The organism is Rhodococcus sp. JS3073 (assembly GCF_026810085.1).
GTDB classification, from domain to species: domain Bacteria; phylum Actinomycetota; class Actinomycetes; order Mycobacteriales; family Mycobacteriaceae; genus Rhodococcus_F; species Rhodococcus_F wratislaviensis.
In genome coordinates this window covers 7843938-7863610 of the sequence record NZ_CP113951.1, presented here as the reverse complement: position 1 = coordinate 7863610, position 19673 = coordinate 7843938, and the positions used below count along the sequence as shown (strand labels likewise).

General features: G+C 65.8%; 20 protein-coding genes and 4 pseudogenes. 12 read left to right on the top strand and 12 right to left on the bottom strand.

What is annotated here, in order from left to right:
- Positions 1-101: 101 nt before the first annotated feature.
- The 4 genes from OYT95_RS35930 to OYT95_RS35915 all read right to left on the bottom strand — a co-directional run bounded on the left by OYT95_RS35930 (position 102) and on the right by OYT95_RS35915 (position 1485).
- Positions 102-284, bottom strand: a complete 183-nt coding sequence (locus OYT95_RS35930; protein WP_156046740.1) for a hypothetical protein — start codon at positions 282-284, stop codon at positions 102-104.
- A 455-nt stretch (positions 285-739) separates the two neighbouring features.
- Positions 740-1051 (bottom strand): Zn-ribbon domain-containing OB-fold protein, encoded by a 312-nt coding sequence (locus OYT95_RS35925; protein WP_255221712.1) that lies wholly within the window; start codon positions 1049-1051, stop codon positions 740-742.
- An 81-nt stretch (positions 1052-1132) separates the two neighbouring features.
- The gene (locus tag OYT95_RS35920; RefSeq protein WP_255221713.1) at positions 1133-1333 is read right to left on the bottom strand and encodes a CoA transferase; all 201 of its coding nucleotides are present in this window, start codon (positions 1331-1333) and stop codon (positions 1133-1135) included.
- Positions 1240-1485, bottom strand: a complete 246-nt coding sequence (locus OYT95_RS35915) for a hypothetical protein (protein ID WP_052033586.1) — start codon at positions 1483-1485, stop codon at positions 1240-1242. The genes OYT95_RS35920 and OYT95_RS35915 overlap by 94 nt, the downstream gene beginning before the upstream one ends.
- Before the next feature lie 772 nt (positions 1486-2257).
- Between OYT95_RS35915 and OYT95_RS35910 the strand changes: the two genes are divergently transcribed.
- Positions 2258-2695, top strand: coding sequence for a DUF7144 family membrane protein (locus OYT95_RS35910; protein ID WP_052033587.1), 438 nt, complete (start codon positions 2258-2260; stop codon positions 2693-2695).
- Positions 2696-2839: 144 nt separating this feature from the next.
- Positions 2840-4087, top strand: a complete 1248-nt coding sequence (locus OYT95_RS35905) for a cation:proton antiporter domain-containing protein (protein WP_037240186.1) — start codon at positions 2840-2842, stop codon at positions 4085-4087.
- Positions 4088-4170: 83 nt separating this feature from the next.
- Here OYT95_RS35905 and OYT95_RS35900 read toward each other — a convergent pair whose 3' ends face one another.
- The gene (locus OYT95_RS35900) at positions 4171-4371 is read right to left on the bottom strand and encodes a hypothetical protein (protein ID WP_037240135.1); all 201 of its coding nucleotides are present in this window, start codon (positions 4369-4371) and stop codon (positions 4171-4173) included.
- A 411-nt stretch (positions 4372-4782) separates the two neighbouring features.
- Here OYT95_RS35900 and OYT95_RS44815 point away from each other — a divergent pair.
- The 3 pseudogenes from OYT95_RS44815 to OYT95_RS44805 all read left to right on the top strand — a co-directional run.
- Positions 4783-5088, top strand: a pseudogene (locus tag OYT95_RS44815) (aminopeptidase P family N-terminal domain-containing protein); the annotation flags it as partial.
- A pseudogene (locus OYT95_RS44810) lies at positions 5067-5288 on the top strand (hypothetical protein); the annotation flags it as partial. The pseudogenes OYT95_RS44815 and OYT95_RS44810, both read left to right, overlap by 22 nt.
- An 81-nt stretch (positions 5289-5369) precedes the next feature.
- A pseudogene (locus OYT95_RS44805) lies at positions 5370-5666 on the top strand (response regulator transcription factor); the annotation flags it as partial.
- 190 nt (positions 5667-5856) lie between these two features.
- On the opposite strand, the gene OYT95_RS35890 reads toward OYT95_RS44805, so the two are convergent.
- The 3 genes from OYT95_RS35890 to OYT95_RS35880 form a co-directional block, all read right to left on the bottom strand.
- On the bottom strand, positions 5857-6525 hold the full coding sequence (locus OYT95_RS35890; protein WP_268790304.1) for an NADPH-dependent F420 reductase: 669 nt from the start codon (positions 6523-6525) through the stop codon (positions 5857-5859).
- Between the two features lie 678 nt (positions 6526-7203).
- The gene (locus OYT95_RS35885; protein WP_037240137.1) at positions 7204-7647 is read right to left on the bottom strand and encodes a DUF1801 domain-containing protein; all 444 of its coding nucleotides are present in this window, start codon (positions 7645-7647) and stop codon (positions 7204-7206) included.
- A gap of 977 nt (positions 7648-8624) precedes the next feature.
- Entirely contained in the window at positions 8625-9230 is a 606-nt protein-coding gene (locus OYT95_RS35880) for a TetR/AcrR family transcriptional regulator (RefSeq protein WP_268790303.1), read from the bottom strand.
- Between the two features lie 113 nt (positions 9231-9343).
- On the opposite strand from OYT95_RS35880, the gene OYT95_RS35875 reads away from it, so the two are divergent.
- Positions 9344-10114, top strand: coding sequence for an SDR family NAD(P)-dependent oxidoreductase (locus tag OYT95_RS35875; protein WP_112298433.1), 771 nt, complete (start codon positions 9344-9346; stop codon positions 10112-10114).
- A 218-nt stretch (positions 10115-10332) separates the two neighbouring features.
- Here OYT95_RS35875 and OYT95_RS35870 read toward each other — a convergent pair whose 3' ends face one another.
- Both OYT95_RS35870 and OYT95_RS35865 read right to left on the bottom strand, forming a co-directional pair.
- Positions 10333-11586 (bottom strand): acyl-CoA dehydrogenase family protein, encoded by a 1254-nt coding sequence (locus tag OYT95_RS35870; protein ID WP_268790302.1) that lies wholly within the window; start codon positions 11584-11586, stop codon positions 10333-10335.
- A gap of 187 nt (positions 11587-11773) precedes the next feature.
- Entirely contained in the window at positions 11774-12754 is a 981-nt protein-coding gene (locus OYT95_RS35865) for a helix-turn-helix domain-containing protein (protein ID WP_052033590.1), read from the bottom strand.
- 305 nt (positions 12755-13059) lie between these two features.
- On the opposite strand from OYT95_RS35865, the gene styD reads away from it, so the two are divergent.
- Positions 13060-14526 (top strand): phenylacetaldehyde dehydrogenase StyD, encoded by a 1467-nt coding sequence (gene styD / locus OYT95_RS35860; RefSeq protein ID WP_268792304.1) that lies wholly within the window; start codon positions 13060-13062, stop codon positions 14524-14526.
- 477 nt (positions 14527-15003) lie between these two features.
- On the top strand, positions 15004-15210 hold the full coding sequence (locus OYT95_RS35855; RefSeq protein ID WP_052033591.1) for a hypothetical protein: 207 nt from the start codon (positions 15004-15006) through the stop codon (positions 15208-15210).
- A gap of 59 nt (positions 15211-15269) precedes the next feature.
- On the opposite strand, the gene OYT95_RS35850 is transcribed toward OYT95_RS35855, so the two are convergent.
- Complete coding sequence (locus OYT95_RS35850) at positions 15270-15428, bottom strand: hypothetical protein (RefSeq protein WP_156046742.1); 159 nt, start codon at positions 15426-15428, stop codon at positions 15270-15272.
- A 542-nt stretch (positions 15429-15970) separates the two neighbouring features.
- Between OYT95_RS35850 and OYT95_RS35845 the strand changes: the two genes are divergently transcribed.
- The 4 genes and pseudogenes from OYT95_RS35845 (at position 15971) to OYT95_RS35835 (ending at position 17757) form a co-directional block, all read left to right on the top strand.
- Positions 15971-16690: an SDR family NAD(P)-dependent oxidoreductase gene (locus OYT95_RS35845; RefSeq protein ID WP_037240156.1), complete on the top strand. Its 720-nt coding sequence runs from the start codon at positions 15971-15973 to the stop codon at positions 16688-16690.
- On the top strand, positions 16687-17061 hold the full coding sequence (locus OYT95_RS35840; protein ID WP_052033592.1) for a nuclear transport factor 2 family protein: 375 nt from the start codon (positions 16687-16689) through the stop codon (positions 17059-17061). The genes OYT95_RS35845 and OYT95_RS35840 overlap by 4 nt, the downstream gene beginning before the upstream one ends.
- A gap of 139 nt (positions 17062-17200) precedes the next feature.
- Positions 17201-17383, top strand: a pseudogene (locus tag OYT95_RS44530) (Clp protease N-terminal domain-containing protein); the annotation flags it as partial.
- 104 nt (positions 17384-17487) lie between these two features.
- A complete protein-coding gene (locus OYT95_RS35835) occupies positions 17488-17757 on the top strand; it encodes a WhiB family transcriptional regulator (RefSeq protein ID WP_268790301.1) in 270 nt (89 codons plus the stop codon).
- A 323-nt stretch (positions 17758-18080) separates the two neighbouring features.
- On the opposite strand, the gene OYT95_RS35830 is transcribed toward OYT95_RS35835, so the two are convergent.
- Positions 18081-19562, bottom strand: a complete 1482-nt coding sequence (locus OYT95_RS35830) for a sensor histidine kinase (RefSeq protein ID WP_268790300.1) — start codon at positions 19560-19562, stop codon at positions 18081-18083.
- Positions 19563-19673: the final 111 nt, after the last annotated feature.

Below are 19673 nucleotides of genomic sequence, written 5' to 3'. Positions count from 1 at the left end.
GCCCATCAGGAGCGGGAGATGATCGGGCGCCAGGATCAGGAAATCCACCACTATCTCGTACAAGAGCGACTGCGTAGATCTCAGCGAGCATTTGAAAACCGTCAGGTTCGGGCGCGCCGCCTGATCATGGTCGCGATCATCGCGATGTCAACCATCGCTTTGCCAACGAAGCCACCGTAGGTGGAGTTGGCGGTGGCACCGTTGTTGCCATTCACCAGTGCGACTCGATGGCACTGTCCTGCGGCGATGGCTGTGATGGCTTGCTGTATTGCGGGGCCGGTCATTCTGCCCTCCGCAGGGAGGCTTGCCACCTAACGTGGGCGCAGGCTCATCATGGCCGCCACCGCCTCATAGCCCACTCGACATGCGATGAGACCGTCGACGTCGGAGGCCGGGAGGCCAGCCTCTGCTAACGCGTTGTCCAGTGCACAGGCTCCGAGCTGTTCAGCCGATTTTCCTGACAGTCTTCCGAATGTCGTTGCGCCGAGCCCAACGACAGCAGCAGCTCGATTGAGTGAATGCATAACCCTTCCTGTTCCGTTTCGTAACCCCGGTCTCGAGGTCGCTTCGAGGTTCCTTGCCATAGATGTCCATGTTGTCGGGTTGGTGCCGTCGGGCTTGTTGGTCGCCTGGAAGCGCCTGGCGAACGGGCGAGAGCGCTCCGATGAGGTTCATGGACCGGTGTCCTCGTCATGCGTGCTCCTTCAGTTCGAAAGCGACGGTGAGATGGTCGACGTCGTCAACCCCGCATCCGGGATGGAACGATATGTACTTCGTCGCCGATCTGCGGTTCCCCACCGGTGGCGAGTTGCAGCCGGGACAGGAGAACCACGGGACCGGGAAGCCTCACGAAGGCCAGGTGATAGGGAACTGTCACCCCGAGCGGGGCTTGGTGAACCGTGGTGAACGTCCCGGAAGGGGGCAGTTCGATCGGTTGGACGTCGGTGGAATAGCAGACCGGGCAGAAATCTCTGGTCGGGAAGGAGGAATGCCCGGACTCACATTGTGTGCCGACCAATGTGAATGGCTCCGTGGTGAACAAGTCCGGCATCAGCGCTGCGCCATTGCTCGACGACATCGTTTAGAGCGAGTGGCCGGATGGATGAGTCGCTGAGTTTCAGCTCCGTGCGACTCAGTCGCGGCGCAGCCGCGGAAACTTGATTCCGTTCTGGTCCAGCATTATTTCGCGTGCACGCACGTGCGGATCGGATGTAACTTCTTCGACAGCGTTGACGGGTGTCACACAAGCTTCGGCGCCGGCGAAGAGTGTTGTCCATTCAGCGCGAGTTTGGTGGCAAAGACGTCTGCGATGCGGCGTTTGGCCTCCGGCCATCGGGCCCGGTCATTTTGCAGGTCGTGCAGGTCGTGTTGGAGCCCGAGCACCCGCAGGAGGTTCGTGTAGAACCTCGGCTCGACGCTGCCCACGGTCATGTAGTGGCCGTCGCTGCTTCGGTAGCTGTTGTAGAACGGGGCACCGGAATCCATGTCGTTGGTCCCCGGAACCGGGGACCAACGACCCTCTGCTTTGCGCTGCCAGTAGGACGATGCGCCAAAGGAGAATCGTGTGATTCCAGGCTCGTCAGGGTCCGTCCGGGCAGTGATGAACGTACTGGACGGCGGGTTGGTGAACCCAGTTGGTTCCGTAAATCAGTCCCGCGAATGGGATCGGAACCACGAGGGCCAGCAACAGGCAGCGAGCTTTCCGCAGCGGTCACCGCCCCGACGACCGTCGCCACGAAGGTGAGCGCGGCGAGCACCCACAGTGCGCGGGCCACCACTACCGCATGTCTGATCTGGACGACCGAGCCACCAACGACCAGCAAGGCACCAAGCCAGAGGGGGCGGGTCCAAATGGTCATGGCGGCGCGGGTCCTCCCAACGTTCGACGGGCGTGAAGTCACATGGGCGCACAATCGGCCCATGCGGCTGATCGCGCCGATGTTGACCGCCCCAGGGTGAACCACCGGAGGCAACGGACGGCGCCTGGGCAGCGGAAATGAAGTGCGTCGGTTGGCGCATCCCGCGACAACCTGCCAGGGCAATGGGCCGGAGGCGGTGACCGCGGGCATGTTCGATATCCGGTGACGACGGTCCTGGGTCGGAATCCATCACGCGTGGGCGTCGTCCCCCGCGCTCCTGGTCCTGGTGACAACTCGGCGGGCCCACTTCTGCCGCGAATTGCCGCCATCACCGGCCCGACCGGAGGACAATGGAGTTCGCCGGAAACTTCACGCGTTGCCCGGGAAGGGAAACGGTCATGTCCGAGGAATCTGTGGTCAAACGCGGTGTGGCGCAAGGGTCCGCGATGGGTGGCGCGGTTCTGCTGGTTACCGTCGGTGTCCTCGAGCTACTCCAGGGCCTGTCCGCGATCTCCAAGGACGAGGTAATAGTCACCGGAGTCGACTACACCTACCAATTCGACCTCACCGCATGGGGGTGGACCCACCTGGTTCTCGGCGCGATCGTTACCGCCGCCGGAATCGCCCTGTTCACCGGTGCCGCCTGGGCGCGAGGGGGCGCCATGGTGATCTGCGCAATCTCGATCCTCGTCAACTTCCTCTGGTTGCCCTACTACCCAATGTGGGCGATCACGATCATCGCCCTCAACGCCGTGGTGATTTGGGCCGTCTCGACCTGGCACCCCGACAGAGACCGGAGCCGCACGGCCATATCGACCGGCGAGATAAACGGCTAGCGACAACGAACAGTGCGACAGGCATTTCCGCAACGGATGAGGACGACGATGGGACAGGAGATTCATCATGCGGATCGAGGGTTGCGGTCTCACGACACGACCTCGCGCCACGCCGACATCGACCGAGAATGACGCGTGGCCGCCATGACGTGGGCGCTGCCCGCGATCGCCGTGGTCCTGCTCGGCTTCGCGGCGATCTCCCGGCGCGTTGCGGGCACGCCGATCACCGCCCCGATCGTCTTCACCGTCACCGGGCTGCTGCTCGGCGTGGAGGCGGCCGGAGTGGTCGACGTGCACGCCACCGCCGAGATCGTCAAACTGCTCGCCGAGGTGACCCTGGCGTTGGTGCTGTTCTCCGACGCTGCGCACGTCGACCTGGCCGAACTCCGCACCGAGATTTCCTTACCGGCGCGACTTCTCGGTATCGGCCTGCCGCTGACCATCGCGGCCGGATTCGGTGCCGCCGCGATCGTGCTCGGCGATCTCGCCTGGCCCGAGGCGTTGCTGCTCGCAGTGATCCTCGCCCCCACCGACGCCGCGCTCGGTCAGGCCGTGGTCACCCTCCCCGTGCTGCCGATGCGGATACGCCAGGGCTTGAACGTCGAAAGCGGCCTCAATGACGGTATCTGTGTGCCGTTGTTCCTGATCGTGCTCGCGATCGCGCAAGCCGAAGCGGGTGCGATCGGCGACGGTGCGGCCGCCCGTCTGGTCACCGAGCAAATTGGTTACGGGGTCGTCGCCGGGGTCGGGGCAGGCGTACTCGCCGCCGCCGTCCTGGCGACGGCCAGTCGGCGCCACGCCCTCGATCCACTGTGGGCGCACACCGTGCCGGTGACCGCAGCACTGCTCGCCTACACCGCCGCCGTGCCGCTGGGCGGTTCCGGATTCATCGCCGCGTTCGTCGGCGGACTGACCTTCGGCGCACTCCGGCGCCGCGCCGACGTCGACGACGACGCCGGGCACATGATCGACGAAACCGGTGACCTGTTCAGCGCCGTGACCTTCATCGTCTTCGGCGCCGTGCTGCTCGGTCCCGCACTCGGTCGTCTCTCCTGGGCCGTGCTCGGATACGCCGTCGTGAGCCTGACCGTCGTCCGGATGATTCCCGTCGCACTGTCCCTTGTCGGCACCCATCCACGCGCCCCGACCGTGGCCTTTCTCGGCTGGTTCGGGCCCCGCGGCCTCGCCACCATCGTCTTCGCCATCCTCATCATCGAAGAACCGGGCGAACTACCCCACGAAGAACTGCTCCTGACCACCGCGGTGATCACGATCGCTCTCTCCGTACTGGCGCACGGACTCACCGCCGCTCCCCTCGCCGCCCGCTATGCCGCCTGGGCCCGGGCCCACCCCCGCCCGGAGAACCGACCTGCCCCAGATCCTCGAAGGTGATCCCCGCACCCTCAGCCGCGCGATGGATTCTCGGTGGGTGTGGAGTACCCCTACCGGTTCGACCTCATCGCCTGGGGCTGGATTCACATCGCCTCCGGGGTAGGAGGCGTACCGCGCTCCCAACTTCGCGACGGCATAGCCCTGCAGGTGGCCACCACCCCGGCCAGCAGGAACGACAGCCACACCGCGGAACCGGCCACGGCCCCGGCCTCTCCGAGGAGAGCGAAGATGCCGGCTCCGACCATCGAACCGACGCCGAGAAACGCGGCGCCGCGCACAGTCATGGCCCGGGCGCCTGCGGGGGCGGCCTCGCCTGCGTCACGTCCATCGAGCGGTTCACGGGCCAATGGCGGCAATGCCCTTCATGGCGTTACCGCCACCGTCTACGAGGGGCCGAGACCTGTCCGATCAGTCCGATATTGAACCGAGATAAAGAATTGAACTGCGCTGTCGTGCCCTCGTTTCCGAATCGAAAAACGTATTTGTTGGGCTGGGCGGGAGCACAATTCGATAGAGCGTGCGATTACGCAACGCGTGGGAGGTGAACCGTGTCGGCGCGGTGCCGATCGAGCGGAGGGCCCTGAGCAGCCGTCCTCGCAGGACGTGCGACGTGGCTGGTTCGCCGGAACGACTTCGGTTCCGTTGCGGAGATATTCGGAGGGCAGTCGACCATCCCGAGGTCACCGGAGGGCCTGATGACATCGATCGCGCATCCGATGCCGGCACCGTTCACCGCCGACGACTACGCCGCCCGTATGACGCGGGTTGTTCACGATTCCCTCGCCGTCGGCCTGGACGGTGTTCTCGTCACGCCCGGACCTGACCTGGTCTGGTTGGCGGGGTATCGGCCGACCGCGATCACCGAACGCCTCACGATTTTGGTGTTGTGCCCGGATCGTCAACCGACCATGGTGGTTCCCGCGCTCGAGCGGCCTGATGCCGAATCCGCGGAGGGTACGGCTGCGGTGTCGCTCGTCGAATGGGCCGATGGCACCGATCCGTATCCGGTGGCCGGTGCACTACTGGACCCTGCAGGCAGATACGGCATCTCCGACATGAGCACATCGTGCAGGCGTCTTTCGCCGGTAGGCGTGAACGCGAGGTCGCAGCCGAGCTGGCGGGGTTGCTGCGCCGATTCGGGCACGAGCAGGTTGATTTCACCGTCGTCGGATCCGGACCCAACGGCGCCAATCCGCACCACGAGGCCGGTGACCGGGTGATCGAACGCGGTGACACCGTGGTCCTGGACTTCGGTGGAAGCCGGTGTCGGATTCCGCTGCGTCGGTCATGGCAGGCCTTGAACTTGAACACTGCTGTCGCCTACGCCCTCAACGAACCTCATGCGGCGAATGCAGTGGTGCCCTCTTCCGTTTCGCCGCCGCCACTGACCAAACGCGAGCTACAGGTCGCCGAGCTGGTCGCTGAGGGCTTGACCAACAAAGCAATCGCCACCCGCCTGGTGATCTCGCCACGCACAGCGCAAGGACACGTCGAGCACGTGCTGGCCAAGCTCGGTTTCACCTCCCGCGCGCAGGTCGCCGCCTGGTTTGTAGACCGCGGCCCCGGCGAAGGCGGATGAGTGAGTTCTGGATCGCTTCGCGGCCTGGCAGGACGCGACCGGGACCGCCGCTGCCGCCTGAACCGCGAACAGCAGCACGAAAATCACCCAATTCATGCCCAAAACAACTACGCTGGCTCACCTTCCAGACAAGTTGACAGTGCCCCGAGCGCCGTCTTCCTATTCGGGAATCGCCGCTCGACACCGAGCGCTACTCCACCACAGCACGCCACTCGTCAGTGCGCTCAGGCGTTGCCTGCGCGAGTGCCTTCAACGTAGCTTCCCGATCAAAATTTCTGCCGTAGACCGGGGTTCCCGGCTGCTGACGCCAGGAATCTTCGACGGTGCCGGCGTCGACAGGGTCAAAGCCGAGCTGATTGATCAGGTCGAATACCACCTGCTTCTTCAGTGCGTCGTCGCCGGCGACGGGGAGCGCGATCCGGCCGCTCGACCCCTCCGGTAGGCCCTTCTCGAGAAGGTGCTTCCACCAGATTCCGTTGAATGCCTTGAACACCGGAACGCCGAGGTGTTCTTGCACCCATTCACTTTCTACCTGACCGTCTTCGATGGCGGCGATCAATCCGTCTCGCTGCTGCGGGTAGTAATTGTTGGTCTCGATCACCGGAGCACCATCGGCAGCGCCTGCGAGGATGCCGGTAGGAAGGTCCACGACGTTCTTCTGCGGGATGCTCACGATCACCAGGTCTGCACCCTCGGCGGCTTCGGTGTTCAGTACCGCCTTTGCACCGGTCTCCGCCTCGAGGTCTGCGAGGGTGTCGGGTGTCCGAGAGTTCGACACGCGCACATCGTGACCGAGCGCAGTCAGCCTGCGTGTCAGCGTGCCACCGATCTGACCAGCTCCGATGATTCCGATGCGCATATTCGTGTTGCCCCTTCGTCGAGTGCCGCGATCCTTCGCGACTGCTGCATGCGTCAACAACGGACACCGGCGGATAGTTCCGCATGGGCACATTCAGCTCGACCTGATTCAAATAATTGACAGTTCGGCTCAGACGGCCGACCCCGGTGCCGGACGCCATGCGCCGCCGGACTAACCGGTTCGCCCACCCGGTCGCAGAGTCAGGTGATGGTGTAGCCGAGCTGATAGGCAGCGACAACGCCGGCAGCGCAGGGAACGCGTCGGTGGCGCGTTCGGTGATCGCGATGCAGACACTGCCGGCGGACCGGCCGCGGTAGACGATCCCGCGGTGCCGGGCCCATGTGCCAGGCGTCGTGCCCTGCCCCGACAACACAGCGTCGGGGCCGGCAATTACGGCACGTATGGGGAGGAAACGGTTCAAAGGGGTGGACACAGCAGTAGCGCAATGGGCGGGACGCCGCGGATGACGTCTGACCGTCGCAGAAAACAGCAGATACGTCCAAACACACCTCGATCTGAGCGTGGACATGCAGTCGTCATCACCGGGGAGTGCCCCGAGCTCCGACGACTCTCCGGTGGCAGCTGGCAGATGCTTGCCTCCCATGCGGGGGCGGCAGGTGGAGGTCGTGGTGCGCACCACGACCGGGCGACGATTCGGGATGCTCTCCGACGGGTGCTCTACATCTTCTCGCCGGGCAGGTTGCTTGCCTGCTCGATCCAGGAACGGAGCTGGCCCTCGTCGAGATCGTCGTCTTCGCGGATGTCGACGTAGCGCACCTCGTCGTGCTTGGACGCCTTGGGCGGAACAGGGTCCAGCGAGGTCCCTCGGAAGAACTGAAGCTGGACGTACTTCGTGTAGCAGCGGAAGCTGAGGAACCAGCCCTCGCCGTCGTGCCCGTAAAACGGCTGGTTCCACTTCACGGCCTTGTGCACTTCGGGGACGGTCCGCACGATCAGGCGATCGAGCCGCTCGCCCAGCGAGCGCTTCCACTCGGGCATCGCGGCGATATAGGCCTGCACCGGTCCGTCACCCGCCCCCTTCGGGATCTGCGGGTTTCCACCGGAGAGCAGCTTCGGTTCGGAGCCAGCGTTCTTGTCCGCGTTGTTCCTACTGGTCGGCATCGATCCTCCATCGTCTGTGCTCGTCAAACGGCCGAGGTGGCGGTCTACGCGTCGAGCTGTGAGCGCCGCCCCCGGCGCCCGGCACCACGAAGGAGCCGCCCACTCGAAGCCGGCGGGCGTATGAGACACATTTCGTCGCCGTCCACCACTCGCGGAGACCGCAGCAGCGCCCACAAAACCCGCCGCGGCCCCGCAACTACAACTTACCTACGGTGAACTCGCGGAGCCGGTGCACCGCGCTCGCGTTGTTCACCAATAGCGCCGAGAGGGGCGGATGGCACCCCGCACCACTCGCACTGAAGGGCACGTCATCCGCCGCCGGGTCGGAGCGATTTGTCGACACGTAAACCGGCGGGAACCCGTGGGGAGGTCAACCAACCTGGGGACTGTATCGGCGGTCTCGAGGTGGAGCACATCTGTTCAGCGATCCAACGTCGGATCGCGTCGTGGGAGGTCATCCATTCACCATCTAGGGGGTACCCGCCGGGGTCGGCGCCCACTCATCCGCTTGCCGGGATTGCGTCCGAACGATGGGTCTTCCGAGGAAGCAGTTTCCACCCGTACTGGAGTCGCAGAACAGTACCTCCGGACGATCACGGGCCGTGGTCGCCTCCCCACCGACACCAAGCACATCCGAGTTGTATTGCGCTGTCCCGCTTGCCGTTGATGAATCAGGCTCGGCGACGCGGACTTCGGGCGTGATTGCGTCACTGCGATGGGTGGTTGCGATGGCAGCGGCGTAGACGGTGAGACGTCACGGCCTCCAGCCCACCACCGCTGATGACGCGCCGCGACCCACCGCTCGGTGGTGGAGTATGCCGGCGCCCGATTCACCGTCTACCCGGGAACGAAGCAGACATCCGGCTCATCGGCACAAACGATGCCGCGCGAGATCACGCTCCCACACACGTCCGTTCGGTCGCGGGGAATGCTGCCCAGATATCGAGCAAGCCGGCTCCCGGAGCCGGCTCTGTCGATCAGCAGGCAGCGCCGGTCGATCCCGGGCCCCGAAGATAGTCGATCAGCGTGTCGAGGACGGCTTCGAGATCCTCGACACTGCCCGTCGACCGCAGGACCTGCACCCCACCCTGAATTCCCGCGATGAACGCGGACGCGGTGCGCGGCGCATCCACGCCGGCCCGGATCTCGCCTGCCGCCTGCATCGCCTCGATCCCTGCCGCGACGTGGGTCCGCCACTGCGCCAGCAGTGTTCGGACCACCTCATATGCCCCCGGCGTTCCGCCCGCCTGGGCCAGCAGCGACCCGAGCGGACAATGCGCCCCCTGAGCGCGGTAGCGGGTGACCAACGCATCCCGCCACCTCAGCCACGCCGCCCACGAGGTCAGCGCGCCGAGGTGCGGTTGCTGATCGTCGAGGACCCGGCCCGCCTCGTAGACGGCGACGGCGAGCAGCAACTCGTCCTTGCCGCCCGGAAAGTAGTGGAACAGCTGCCCCTTGCTGGTTCCGGTGATCGCACGGATGTCGTCGAGCGTGACCTGACCGGGCTCACCACCCCGAAGATGAGTCGCGGCACCCTCGACGATGCGCGCTCTGGTAGCGAGCCCCCTCGCAGTGATCGGCATGTCCCGAGGGTAACGCAATTCTGGACCGGCCAACCCTCCATAACTCCACTACCAGCGAACACACCCAACTTTCTGGACTTGCTGGTCCAAAAAATACTTTCTACGGTCGGGACATGACCAATCACCTCAGCAACCGACTGCAGGGCCGCACCGCCCTCGTCACCGGATCGACCTCCCACATCGGGCGCGCAATCGCCGCCGCCTTCGCCGCCGAAGGCGCCCACGTCATCGTCTCCGGCCGCGACACGACACGTGGGAACGAGACCATCGCCGCGATCCACGCGAAAGGAGGCCGCGCGGACTTCCTCGCCGCCGACCTCGACGGCACCTCCGCCACCAGCCACGCCCTCGCCGAGCATGCACTGCGCCTGACCGGCGGACACCTCGACATCCTGGTCAACAACGCCGGCATCTTCCCGGCCTCCGGCACGATGACCGTCGACGACGACATCGTGGACCGCATCTACGCCGTCAACGTCAAGGCACCCCTCTTCCTGGTGCAGGCCCTGGCCCCACACATGACCGACAACGGTGGCGGCGTCGTCATCAACCTCGGCTCATGGGTGGCCCGCCTCGGCATCCCACACGGCCCCGTCTACGCCTCGTCCAAGGCCGCGATGGAAAGCCTGACCCGATCCTGGGCCGCCGAATTCGGGCCACGGGGACTGCGCGTCAACGCCGTCTCCCCCGGCGTCATCCGCCCCACCGGACCCGACACCGACTCCCCCGCCGACACCTTGATGCACTCCACACCCGCCGGCCGACCAGGCACCGCCGAAGACATCGCCGGCGCAGTGCTCTACCTCGCCTCCGACGACGCCCGCTTCGTACACGGCACAATCCTCGACGTCGACGGCGGACGCATCGGAGTCAACACCGTGTAAGTGCCCGCGACACGACGTCCTCGGGAAGGCCGGCTGCGGCCAGGAAATTCAACGCCTCGATCGCCGCAACATCCGAGTCCGTCACAAGGGTGGTCGGCAGCCGGATGTGCGCGCACACTCGGAGGCCTCGCACCGATCAGCCGGCTGCAACCAACCTGATAGCCGAGCACAACGGTGATCTGGAGTTGGGGCGGTCCCGACGCGTGGGAGATGGCTTGCTACTCGGCGGCCGAGGCGGCGAGAGGGTCATAGTCGGGCGCGCTGAGCAGGGTGTGGAGCTGACGCCGGCGCACACCCATGTTCCCGCCGTCGAAGATGGGCAGCACCACCGCATCCTGCAGCAGGCGTGCGAGCGGTAGATCGTGGTTGTAGCTGTCGATGCCGACGATCCGCATCAGGTCGGTGATGACCTTCACCGCGGTTTCGGAGCCGTAGATCTTCGCCTGCACGGCCAGTTCGAGGGCGCTGGGCAACTGGAGGTCGAGGGCCTGGCAGGCCTTCCAGCTCAGGTAGCGGGCCGCTTCGATGGCGATCTTGGCGTCGGCGAGGGCGTAGCCGACCGCCTGGTGCTCGATGATCGGGACCAATCCGGCGCGGCGCTCGGTCTTGGCGAAGTGCAACGTGAAGTCGAAGGCTGCGCGCATCAGCCCGACCCCGAAAACCCCGACCAGGGCGGCTGTTCCGGCGAAGCTGGCCTCCACTAGTTTGTTGCCCGACCCGACCTCGCCGAGGATGTTCTCGCGCGGGACTCGGACGTTGTCGAAGTGGAAGCGAGGGGTGAGGTGGCCGCGGTGCCCGAGGGTGTCGAAATCCTCGTCGGTGACAAGACCGTGCCCGGGTTTCGGAACCAGCAGTACCGAGGTGGCCCGCCCGGTCGGCCCATTCCCGTCGACGTCGGTCCGGCAGACGACGGTGAGGAAGTCCACCCCGCCACCGTCCCATCCGGTGGCGTTGCTGATCCACTGCTTGGAGCCGTTGATCACCCATTCGTCACCGTCGAGCACCGCGGTGGTGCGGGTCCCTTCGGCGGGGGCGGGATCGGCGAAGTTGGCGATCCCGCCGGGTTCGCTGTGGCAGAACGCCGCCAATGGGGCACCGGTTCCGGAGAGGAAGGGGGCGAGGGTCCGCTGGATCTGTTCCGGGCTGCCGCCGTTGAGCACGGGCAGTAGTCCGAGCAGGGAGGCGAACGTGGTGAGTGAAACGTTCGCGTCGACCGCGTAGAACTCTTCGGCGATCAACGCCATGTCGACCAGGCCGTTGCCTTCACCGCCGGCGGGTGCCGGGATGATCTTGCGGAGCCAGCCCTGGGTGACGACCTCCTCATATGCGGGCCGCGTCGCGGCGAACCGTTCCCGAGCCGTGGGCAGGTGTCGGATCTTCTCGGCGATGTCGCCGAACGTGTTCTCCGCGAATGCCCGGGCGGACAACTGCAGTTCGCGCTGCTCGGCGGTCAAGGTGAAATCGATGGCCATGCTGATCGTCTCCTGCTGGTGGTGGGTGCCGGCATCGAGCCGCACCGTCGATGTCCCCCGGGACCGGGAGGTGCTGGCCGCACGGGACACCGGAATGTGAACGACGTCACCATCCTGCGCTCTCCGTCGGGCACTGTCTTGGTGCCTGGCGCAGAGAAACTGGGACGGGGGCGAACTGCCGACTGCGTTACCGGAGCGGGTGGGCCGACTCGCCTGCGGTCATCGTTGCCCGGTACTCGCGGGGCGACTGCCCGAACGTCGACCGGAACAGCTTCGAGAAATACGAGGAATCGATCAGGCCCCAGCGGCCGGCGAGCGTCCCGATCGGGACCGAGCTCATTCTCGGGTCCCGAAGGTCCCGGCTCACCCGTTCGAGGCGTCGCCGTCGAATGCAGGACGTGACCGTGATCCCCTCCCCCTCGAACAGCATCTGCAGGTAGCGAATCGAAATGTTATGGGCGCCGGCGATGGTCGGGCTGCTCAGTTCGGGGTCATCGAGTCGTGCATCGATGAATGCCTTGATCTTCAGCAGCAGTGCGTGTTGGTGGGTCTCCGGCGGCACGTTCGATTCCGAGCCCAGTTGTTCGGCGAATGCCGCGGCGAGCAGGTTCAGCACGGCGTCGCCGAGATCAAAACTGGAGGCGAGCTGCCCGGTCTCCATCTGCTCGGCGACCGTCATCAAGAACGGCGACACCAGAGCGCCGATGCCCCGGCGCCCGGAGATACGGCGGGCCGTTACCACCTCGGAATCGCCGGACCGCAGCCGCAACAGCTCACGCGGGAACATCAGCACGAGCTGTCGAAAATCGTCCTCGAACGCCAGGCCGTATGGTCGGCGGGTGTCGTAAACGGCGAAGTCGCCGGGAGTCAGCGCCGCTTCCCGGCCATCCTGCGTGACCAGGCAGTACCCCCGCAGCTGCATGCCCAGCTTCAAGTAGCCCGGATCTGAACGACGAATCGTCGCCGCAGTCCGCTCGACCTCGACCGGGCCGCCGCTGACATCACTCACCTGCACGGTTCCTACCGACTGCCCCCGGAGGCCTCCGCGGAACCCGCCGTCCCGGCGCACCCGCGCCTCGAGGGGAACGAAGGTGCTCGCCACCGCGTCACACCAGGCGTCGAAACGATCGGCAGGCGACAACACGTCTGTGTGCACGATCTCTGTCATGGTCGTACCACCCACTTCGCCTCACCCGGCGACCTTCGGGACGAAATGCCCCGACGGGCCGAACCGGAGCACTAGGCAACGCATAATACCGAATGATCGTTCGGTGCGCTAGGCCGTCCGACCATACCCTGGCATGCGGGATACCGAGTGCGTCCACGTCACACAGGCTCTGCGCTGCGTTACAAGACACTGCGTTCGCCCCGGCGCACGATGGGGTTGGAGGCCTTGAGGGCGGCCAGGCGCGGTTCGCCAGTCGGCCTACAAGACTGCAAAACCACCCCGCCGCAAGGAGACCCAGCGTGACAATGTCAGCCGACCATTCGGTCGATACTCAGTTCGCAACCGAGCTTTTCATCGGAGGCCGGTGGCGTCCGAGCAGCGCCGGCACCTTCGTCAACCTCAATCCGGCCACCGAAGAACCCCTGGCGGATATCGCCGACGGCACCGCCGCGGACGTGGACGACGCGGTGCGTGCTGCCCGCGGCCAACTCGACGGTGAATGGGGTTCGTGGAGCGGGATCGACCGCGGCAAGGTCCTGAACCGGATCGCCGACCTGATCGAGCGTGACGGCGATCTCCTCGCCCGGCTCGAGGCACTCGACATCGGCAAGCCGGTCGGACAGCCGACAACTCTCGATATCCCGAACGCGGCCAACACCTTTCGCCACTTTGCCGGCTGGGCCGACAAGATCACCGGTCAGGCAATTCCCACCGCCGGTTACTTCGGCAAACCCACCCACTCGTACACCGTCCGCGAGCCGGTCGGCGTCATCGGGGCGATCATCCCCTGGAACACCCCGCTGATGATCACCGGCTGGAAGCTCGCCCCCGCCCTGGCCGCGGGGAACACTGTGGTGATCAAGCCGCCCGAGGCGGCGCCGCTGTCGATCCTTCACCTCGGTCGGCTGCTCGCGGAGGCCGGCCTCCCGCCTGGAACGGTGAACATTGTGCCCGGGGACGGGGCGGTGGCCGGGAACGCGCTCGTCGAACACCCCGACGTCGACAAGATCAGCTTCACCGGCAGCCCCGCCGTCGGTCGCCTCATCCAGGAGCGCGCGGCGAAGACCGTCAAGCGCGTCACACTGGAGCTGGGCGGCAAGTCCCCGCAGATCATCCTCGACGACGCCGATCTCGAAGCGGCGATCAATGGCACTGCAATGGGCTTGTTCTTCAACCAGGGCGAGACGTGCGCTGCCGGCACCCGCGTCCTGGTGCACCGATCGCTGTACGGTGCGGTCGTCGACGGTCTTGCGGCGGCGGCCGACGCGCAGGTGCTCGGCGACCCGTTCGACCCGGCCACGACGATGGGGGCCCTGGTGGACGCCAAGCAGCGGGACACCGTCCTGCGCTACGTCACCATCGGTACTGACGAGGGTGCCCGGCTGGCCGCCGGCGGCACCCGCCATCAGGGCCCGGGTTACTTCGTGCGGCCCACGATCTTCGCCGACGCGACCAACGACATGACCATCGCCCGCGAGGAAATCTTCGGCCCCGTCGGCACCGTGATCCCCTTCGACGATCCGGCCGAAGCGATCCGCCTGGCGAACCAGACCCAGTACGGGCTCGCCGCGAGCATCTGGACCCGAGACGTCTCCCGCGCCCATATCCTCGCCCGCCGGGTCCGCGCCGGGGCGGTGTGGGTGAACGGGTGGGCAGCATTGGATCCCGCCCTCCCTTGGGGCGGCATGAAAACCAGCGGCGTCGGACGCGAGCTGGGCTGGAGCGGCATCCTCGCCAACACGGAAGAAAAGGCCGTCACGATCGTGTTGTAGCGATCGCGAAGATGGGACCGACGCGTGTCCGGCCCATTCACAACGTGAGCCCGGGCGACCACCGCCGCGGACGTAGCCGCCCACAGTGGTCGCCCGGGTGTCGGCCATCCTGTGACGGCAGCAGGATGGGCGGTGGTGGCCCTTGACGGCTGCATGACGTCGGCCGCGGGCCTGCCCGATATGGTGTTGCACCAACTTCGCTGTGCCGGCGGGCTGCGGCCACGATTTGCGCTGAGGCGACTTTGTCACCGACGTGTGCGATGCCCACAATCGTCCAGCACCTTCCTGGCAGTCAGCTACGAGCAAACAAACTGCAGCAGAGAATGATTCGACCATCGAACCGGGACCACACAGGTGCGCGGCAGGAGGATGAACAGGGTGGAACGAGGATCTCCTGGTAGGACGCGGCGCGGCAGGCGCGACAGACTACGTCTCGGTGGCGCCGACTCAGGGCAGATCGATACCGAGTCTTCAGCATTGGTTGAATTCGCGCTGCGCTGGCTCCCGTTCGGCGGCCCGCGGGCCGATGACATTCTTGTGACCTTCGGCATCAGCACGCTGACCTTCGCTCGGCGGCTCCAGGAGGTCCTGGCCTCGGATCACCCGCCCCGCCTGTCGCTGGCGGAGCGAAACGGTCTGCGTGAGATGGCCGCCGCCCTCGGCCGTCCTTCGGAGCGGCCATGACCCTTGGGATCGGTATCTATCGAGGCCGTCGCGAGCTCAACTGAGCCTCGCGACTCCTCCTAGCGCTCCTCCAAGGTGGTCACGACCACGTCCGGGCAATCCCATAATGACGCCGGATCCATCTCCCCCCAGCAGATGACGCGTTTCGCGACGTAGCCGATACCTCCACTCGGGACCTCGCCGAAAACCTGGAAGGTTCGATAAATGCCCGCACTCATCTTTCATGCTGCGATCGCAATCGCCAGACTGCTGACACCCCGCGGGGTCATAGAGACAGTCCAACGCATGCTTACACATATCGCTGTCACGCGAGCCACTACGAGATGGCTAACCATGGCAGCCGAACAGCAAGAGGACTTTGGTTATCGTCCGTTGAGAGATGGACCGGCCGAGTCGAACGCCGCGTCCCAGTAAGCCGACCACTACGCGACTGGGGCAAGACCTGGAACGACCCGAAGCCATTCGTCTGGCCCAAGACCGCCGAGGAGGCACTCGATCCCCTCGCGAAACATATCTCACGAATTTCTTGACGCGGGATACCTGCGAGTAGAGCGCGACGCGCCAACCTTCTGCGCGTAGGCCGCCCCACGCGCGCCCCGCTTCGCCCCGGCCCAACTTTTGTTCGTCTGGGAACAAGACGTGGCGTCACAACCCAGAAACAATCGGTGATGCCACGCACGCAATCGCGGGACCCGGTTCCGGTCTGAGCCCAAATGCGAAGAAGCAATCCATCACTACACACAGAGATCGGTTGAAATCGATGTTGAACACAAACCTGTCCGGCAGCACCGTTGTCATCACAGGGGGGGCCGCAGGAATCGGCCTGGCCACTGCTGAGCTCGCAGCGCAACGCGGCGCCACGGTCGTGCTGACCGACCGTTCCGAGGCCACCCTCGAGGCAGCAGTGGAGAAGATCGGCCCCAACGCGGACTATCGGGTCCTCGATGTCACCGATACCACCGCAGTCGAGGACGTCATGGCATCGGTGGGCACCATCGACCACCTCTTCACCTGCGCGTCAGGGATCACAGTCGCCCCGTTTACCGAAATCACCGAGGAACAGATGCGGGACTTCTTCGAGGTCAAGTGGTGGGGGCAGTACCGGAGCGTCAAAGCCGCGCTGCCACACATCCCAAAGGAGACCGGTTCGATCACGCTGGTTTCCGGATACCTCTACCGCAAGGTCGACCCAGGCTATTCCGCGTTCGCAGCCGTCAATGGTGCGGTCGAGGCCACGGTCAAGTCTCTAGCGATCGAGCTTGCGCCGCTACGTGTCAACGCCCTTGCACCGGGGCCCGTTGACACCCACAAGCGCCGAATGAGCGATGCCGAGCACAGGTCCTATCGCGAGCAGGTCGCGGCATCACTTCCGATCGGCCGTCCTGGTGAGGTAGAGGAGCTTGCGGGTGCCGCACTGTTCCTAATGGAGAACACTTTCACCACCGGCATCACGCTCGATGTCGACGGCGGCAAGCGGTGAGCGACGCCGACACAATCTTCGCTGAGGTGCTGGCCGCCTGGGGGCGACGTTTCAATGCGGGCGACGCCCGCGGGGTCTCCGACATGTTCACCGCCAACGCGATCTTTCAGGGGCTATGCCCCGAGCCGAAGTTCGGCAAGGGCGAGATCCTGACGTACTACGAGAACGTCCCAGCCAGCACAACAGTTCTCGCCCAGCCCATCTCGGTGTATCGAATCGGTGAGGACTTCATCGGCGGAATCGCCGAAATCGTCTTCACCGAGCCCGACGGACGCCAAAGGCCGGTCAACCTGTCGATGCTTCTCTGCGCGGACCGCGGGGCATGGCTGATCTGTCACTATCACGTTTCGGATGGTCAGCCAGAAGATTGATCCCGTGCCGTATTCGCGAGGACGAGTTGATTCAGGCGTCCGAGCTCGTCACGGTCGCCCGGCGCGCGCACCACCCAGATACGGATGTGGCGAGCGCGAGGCTGGCGGAACTGCGGTGAAGGCGCGGTCGGTGCAGGCGATCAACTCCGCCTACCGCCCACCGCCCTGCGGCCCGTTCGAGAGATACTCCGATCAAGCCCGCCAGGTGGTCGTCCTCGCCGCCGGCGCCGCCCGCACCCACCACCAGAACTCCGTCGGCACCGAACACCTGCTCGTCGGGATCCTCGACGCCGGCGGCCCCGGAGCCATGACACGGGCATCACCCCAACACCGTTACCGCCGAGCATTTGACACTCGACCCACCAGGTCACGAGCGGACCCGAAGGATGGCGGGGCAGCACCGCGTGCCGCGGTATCGAACCGTCGATGTTCGTCTCCCCCGACAAGGAACGCGGTACCGCCCGAAGTCACCGCGAATCACGAGCCCGGCCGATCTGCCAGCACTGCCCCGTACTCACCCAGTGCCGCGAGCACGCCCTGACGACGGGCGAACCGTACGGAATCTGGGGCGGCATGACCGAAAACGACCGCAAACGACACACCAACCGAGCTCGCCGCGGCGAGCAACGACCCCTCGCGCCCCGGCACGCGACACCGGCCACCGCCGACGCCCTTCACCTGAGCTGCGCCCGGTAACCACCGCGTCCAGCGCGGCATCCCGACGACCCCACCACCCGACGGAGAACCCCGGATCGGCACCCGAATGCGTACCAGATCAACAGTTTTGGACAACCCACGTCCGGTGGAGCATCGCCGATCGAGACGCCCGAACGCGTCAACGACGCGATGCTTACGGCCTCGAAAGCGAGGACGGTCCCGTCGAAGCGACGGAAGCACCGATTGTCACCGGTCGGGATGACGGCTTGACCGCCCGGGTCGGCGAAGATCACCGACCGCACCGCCGGAAAATGTGCCCCCAACTGGCCAGTGAACCGGCCGCTCGGCTCGCGGTGGCCAAATCACACATCACCGGGCAGCGGCCGATCAGTCACTTGTGGAGACGCCTCCGGTGCGGGTATCGCCCACTCGACCGCTGTCCCCGGCCCCAGGTCGCGAAAGACCGCGTGACCGCCGAGCCGCTCGGCGCGGCGCCGAATGTTCGTCAGTCCGTCTCCATGCGCGGCTCCCGCCGCGATTCCGGTGCCGTTGTCGCTCACGGTCAACACGAGGCCGTCGGCGGCGGCGGTGACCCGGACACTGCACACGCTCGCCTGTGCGTGGCGGGCGACGTTGCTCAGGGCCTCGCGCAGGGCAGCCTGCAGTTCCGGCCCGGCCTCGCTGCCCGAATACCGGTCGACCGGCCCCTCCACACAGACATCCGGAGTGAAACCGAGCGCGGCGGCACTGTTGTCGACGATCTCGCTCACCGCGGCACTCAGGCTGCCCGCCTCCCCGGACCGCGCGGCCCCGGTGGACCCGGTGAGATCGAATATGACGGCCCGCAATCCACGCACGATGCTGTCGGTCTCGTCGATCAGCGGGTCCAGATCCGCCGACAAGCGTGGATGCCGGACGCCCAGCGAGGTCAGCGCCAGACCCAGACCGAACACACGCTGGAGGGTCATATCGTGGAGATCCGCCGCCATCCGGCCCTGTTCGTCATCACGTGCGCGGGCCCGCTCCGCCGCCATGAGTTGTTCGTTCTTCGCCAGCAGGCTGGTCCGCATCGTGTCGACCGCCCCGGCGATGATCGCCACCTCCCGGGGCCCGTCGGTGTCGATCTCCCGCCCGTAGTCGCCGCCGGCCACCGCGCCGATGTCGGCGAGAAGACGATCGATCGGCCGTGTCAGCAGCCGCCGCGTCAGATACACCGCGGTCACGGCCGTGACCACGGCGAGAACGAAGGCGACGACGGTCGCGATGTTCGCCAGCGCCTGCGCCGAGTGGACTCGCTCGACCTGCTCGGTGACCAGGACGTCGGTACGGGCACTCAATTCCGCGAGCCGTGCGCGCAGGTCGTCGAACAACTCCTTACCCGTCGCGGTCGTCGACTGGATCCGATCCGGTTCGCTCGCGTTGTCGCGGCGCGCAGAGATCTGCGGCTCCGCTGCCCGCGTCCGCCACATCTCGGCCGCCTCGGCGGTCCTCTGCAGCGCTGCCTGCGCGGCCGCATCCTCGGCGAGCAGCGTGTCCAGGCGAGTGTGCAGTGCGGCCGCGTCACGCCGGCCCGCGTCATAGGGTTCGAGGAATTGCGGATCGCCGGTGAGGGTGTACCCGCGTTGTCCCGTTTCCTGGTTCACATACGACGTGGTCAGCTCGGCCACCGCCCGCTGCGCGGGCCGCAGCTGCTCGGACAGGTCGTCGACAGATGCTCGTACCGCCAATCTCCCGTACACCGAAAAGGCTGTGGACACCGCGAACAGCGTCACCAGAATGCCTATAGCCAGCCACAGCAGCGTCCGCAACGAGACCCGCGCGGTATTCGCGCTCGAATCCGTCATCGCAAACCTCTCGGACTCGCAGAACCAGCCGAACGGCACCGGTATGCGCCGACACACATAAACTCCACAACCGAGTCCACCCTAGGCCCACACCCCGCCGGCAAGATCAGA

Coding starts and splice junctions, on each gene's coding strand:
- OYT95_RS35880 (WP_268790303.1), bottom strand. CDS start 9,230: ATGCCGATCACTGCGAGGGGGCTCGCTACCAGAGCGCGCATCGTCGAG.
- OYT95_RS35900 (WP_037240135.1), bottom strand. CDS start 4,371: ATGACTGTGCGCGGCGCCGCGTTTCTCGGCGTCGGTTCGATGGTCGGA.
- styD (WP_268792304.1), top strand. CDS start 13,060: ATGTCAGCCGACCATTCGGTCGATACTCAGTTCGCAACCGAGCTTTTC.
- OYT95_RS35915 (WP_052033586.1), bottom strand. CDS start 1,485: ATGGATTCCGGTGCCCCGTTCTACAACAGCTACCGAAGCAGCGACGGC.
- OYT95_RS35850 (WP_156046742.1), bottom strand. CDS start 15,428: ATGAGTGCGGGCATTTATCGAACCTTCCAGGTTTTCGGCGAGGTCCCG.
- OYT95_RS35830 (WP_268790300.1), bottom strand. CDS start 19,562: ATGACGGATTCGAGCGCGAATACCGCGCGGGTCTCGTTGCGGACGCTG.
- OYT95_RS35930 (WP_156046740.1), bottom strand. CDS start 284: ATGACCGGCCCCGCAATACAGCAAGCCATCACAGCCATCGCCGCAGGA.
- OYT95_RS35865 (WP_052033590.1), bottom strand. CDS start 12,754: ATGACAGAGATCGTGCACACAGACGTGTTGTCGCCTGCCGATCGTTTC.
- OYT95_RS35925 (WP_255221712.1), bottom strand. CDS start 1,051: ATGCCGGACTTGTTCACCACGGAGCCATTCACATTGGTCGGCACACAA.
- OYT95_RS35835 (WP_268790301.1), top strand. CDS start 17,488: ATGTTCGTCTCCCCCGACAAGGAACGCGGTACCGCCCGAAGTCACCGC.
- OYT95_RS35875 (WP_112298433.1), top strand. CDS start 9,344: ATGACCAATCACCTCAGCAACCGACTGCAGGGCCGCACCGCCCTCGTC.
- OYT95_RS35885 (WP_037240137.1), bottom strand. CDS start 7,647: ATGCCGACCAGTAGGAACAACGCGGACAAGAACGCTGGCTCCGAACCG.
- OYT95_RS35920 (WP_255221713.1), bottom strand. CDS start 1,333: ATGGCCGGAGGCCAAACGCCGCATCGCAGACGTCTTTGCCACCAAACT.
- OYT95_RS35910 (WP_052033587.1), top strand. CDS start 2,258: ATGTCCGAGGAATCTGTGGTCAAACGCGGTGTGGCGCAAGGGTCCGCG.
- OYT95_RS35870 (WP_268790302.1), bottom strand. CDS start 11,586: ATGGCCATCGATTTCACCTTGACCGCCGAGCAGCGCGAACTGCAGTTG.
- OYT95_RS35890 (WP_268790304.1), bottom strand. CDS start 6,525: ATGCGCATCGGAATCATCGGAGCTGGTCAGATCGGTGGCACGCTGACA.
- OYT95_RS35905 (WP_037240186.1), top strand. CDS start 2,840: ATGACGTGGGCGCTGCCCGCGATCGCCGTGGTCCTGCTCGGCTTCGCG.
- OYT95_RS35845 (WP_037240156.1), top strand. CDS start 15,971: ATGTTGAACACAAACCTGTCCGGCAGCACCGTTGTCATCACAGGGGGG.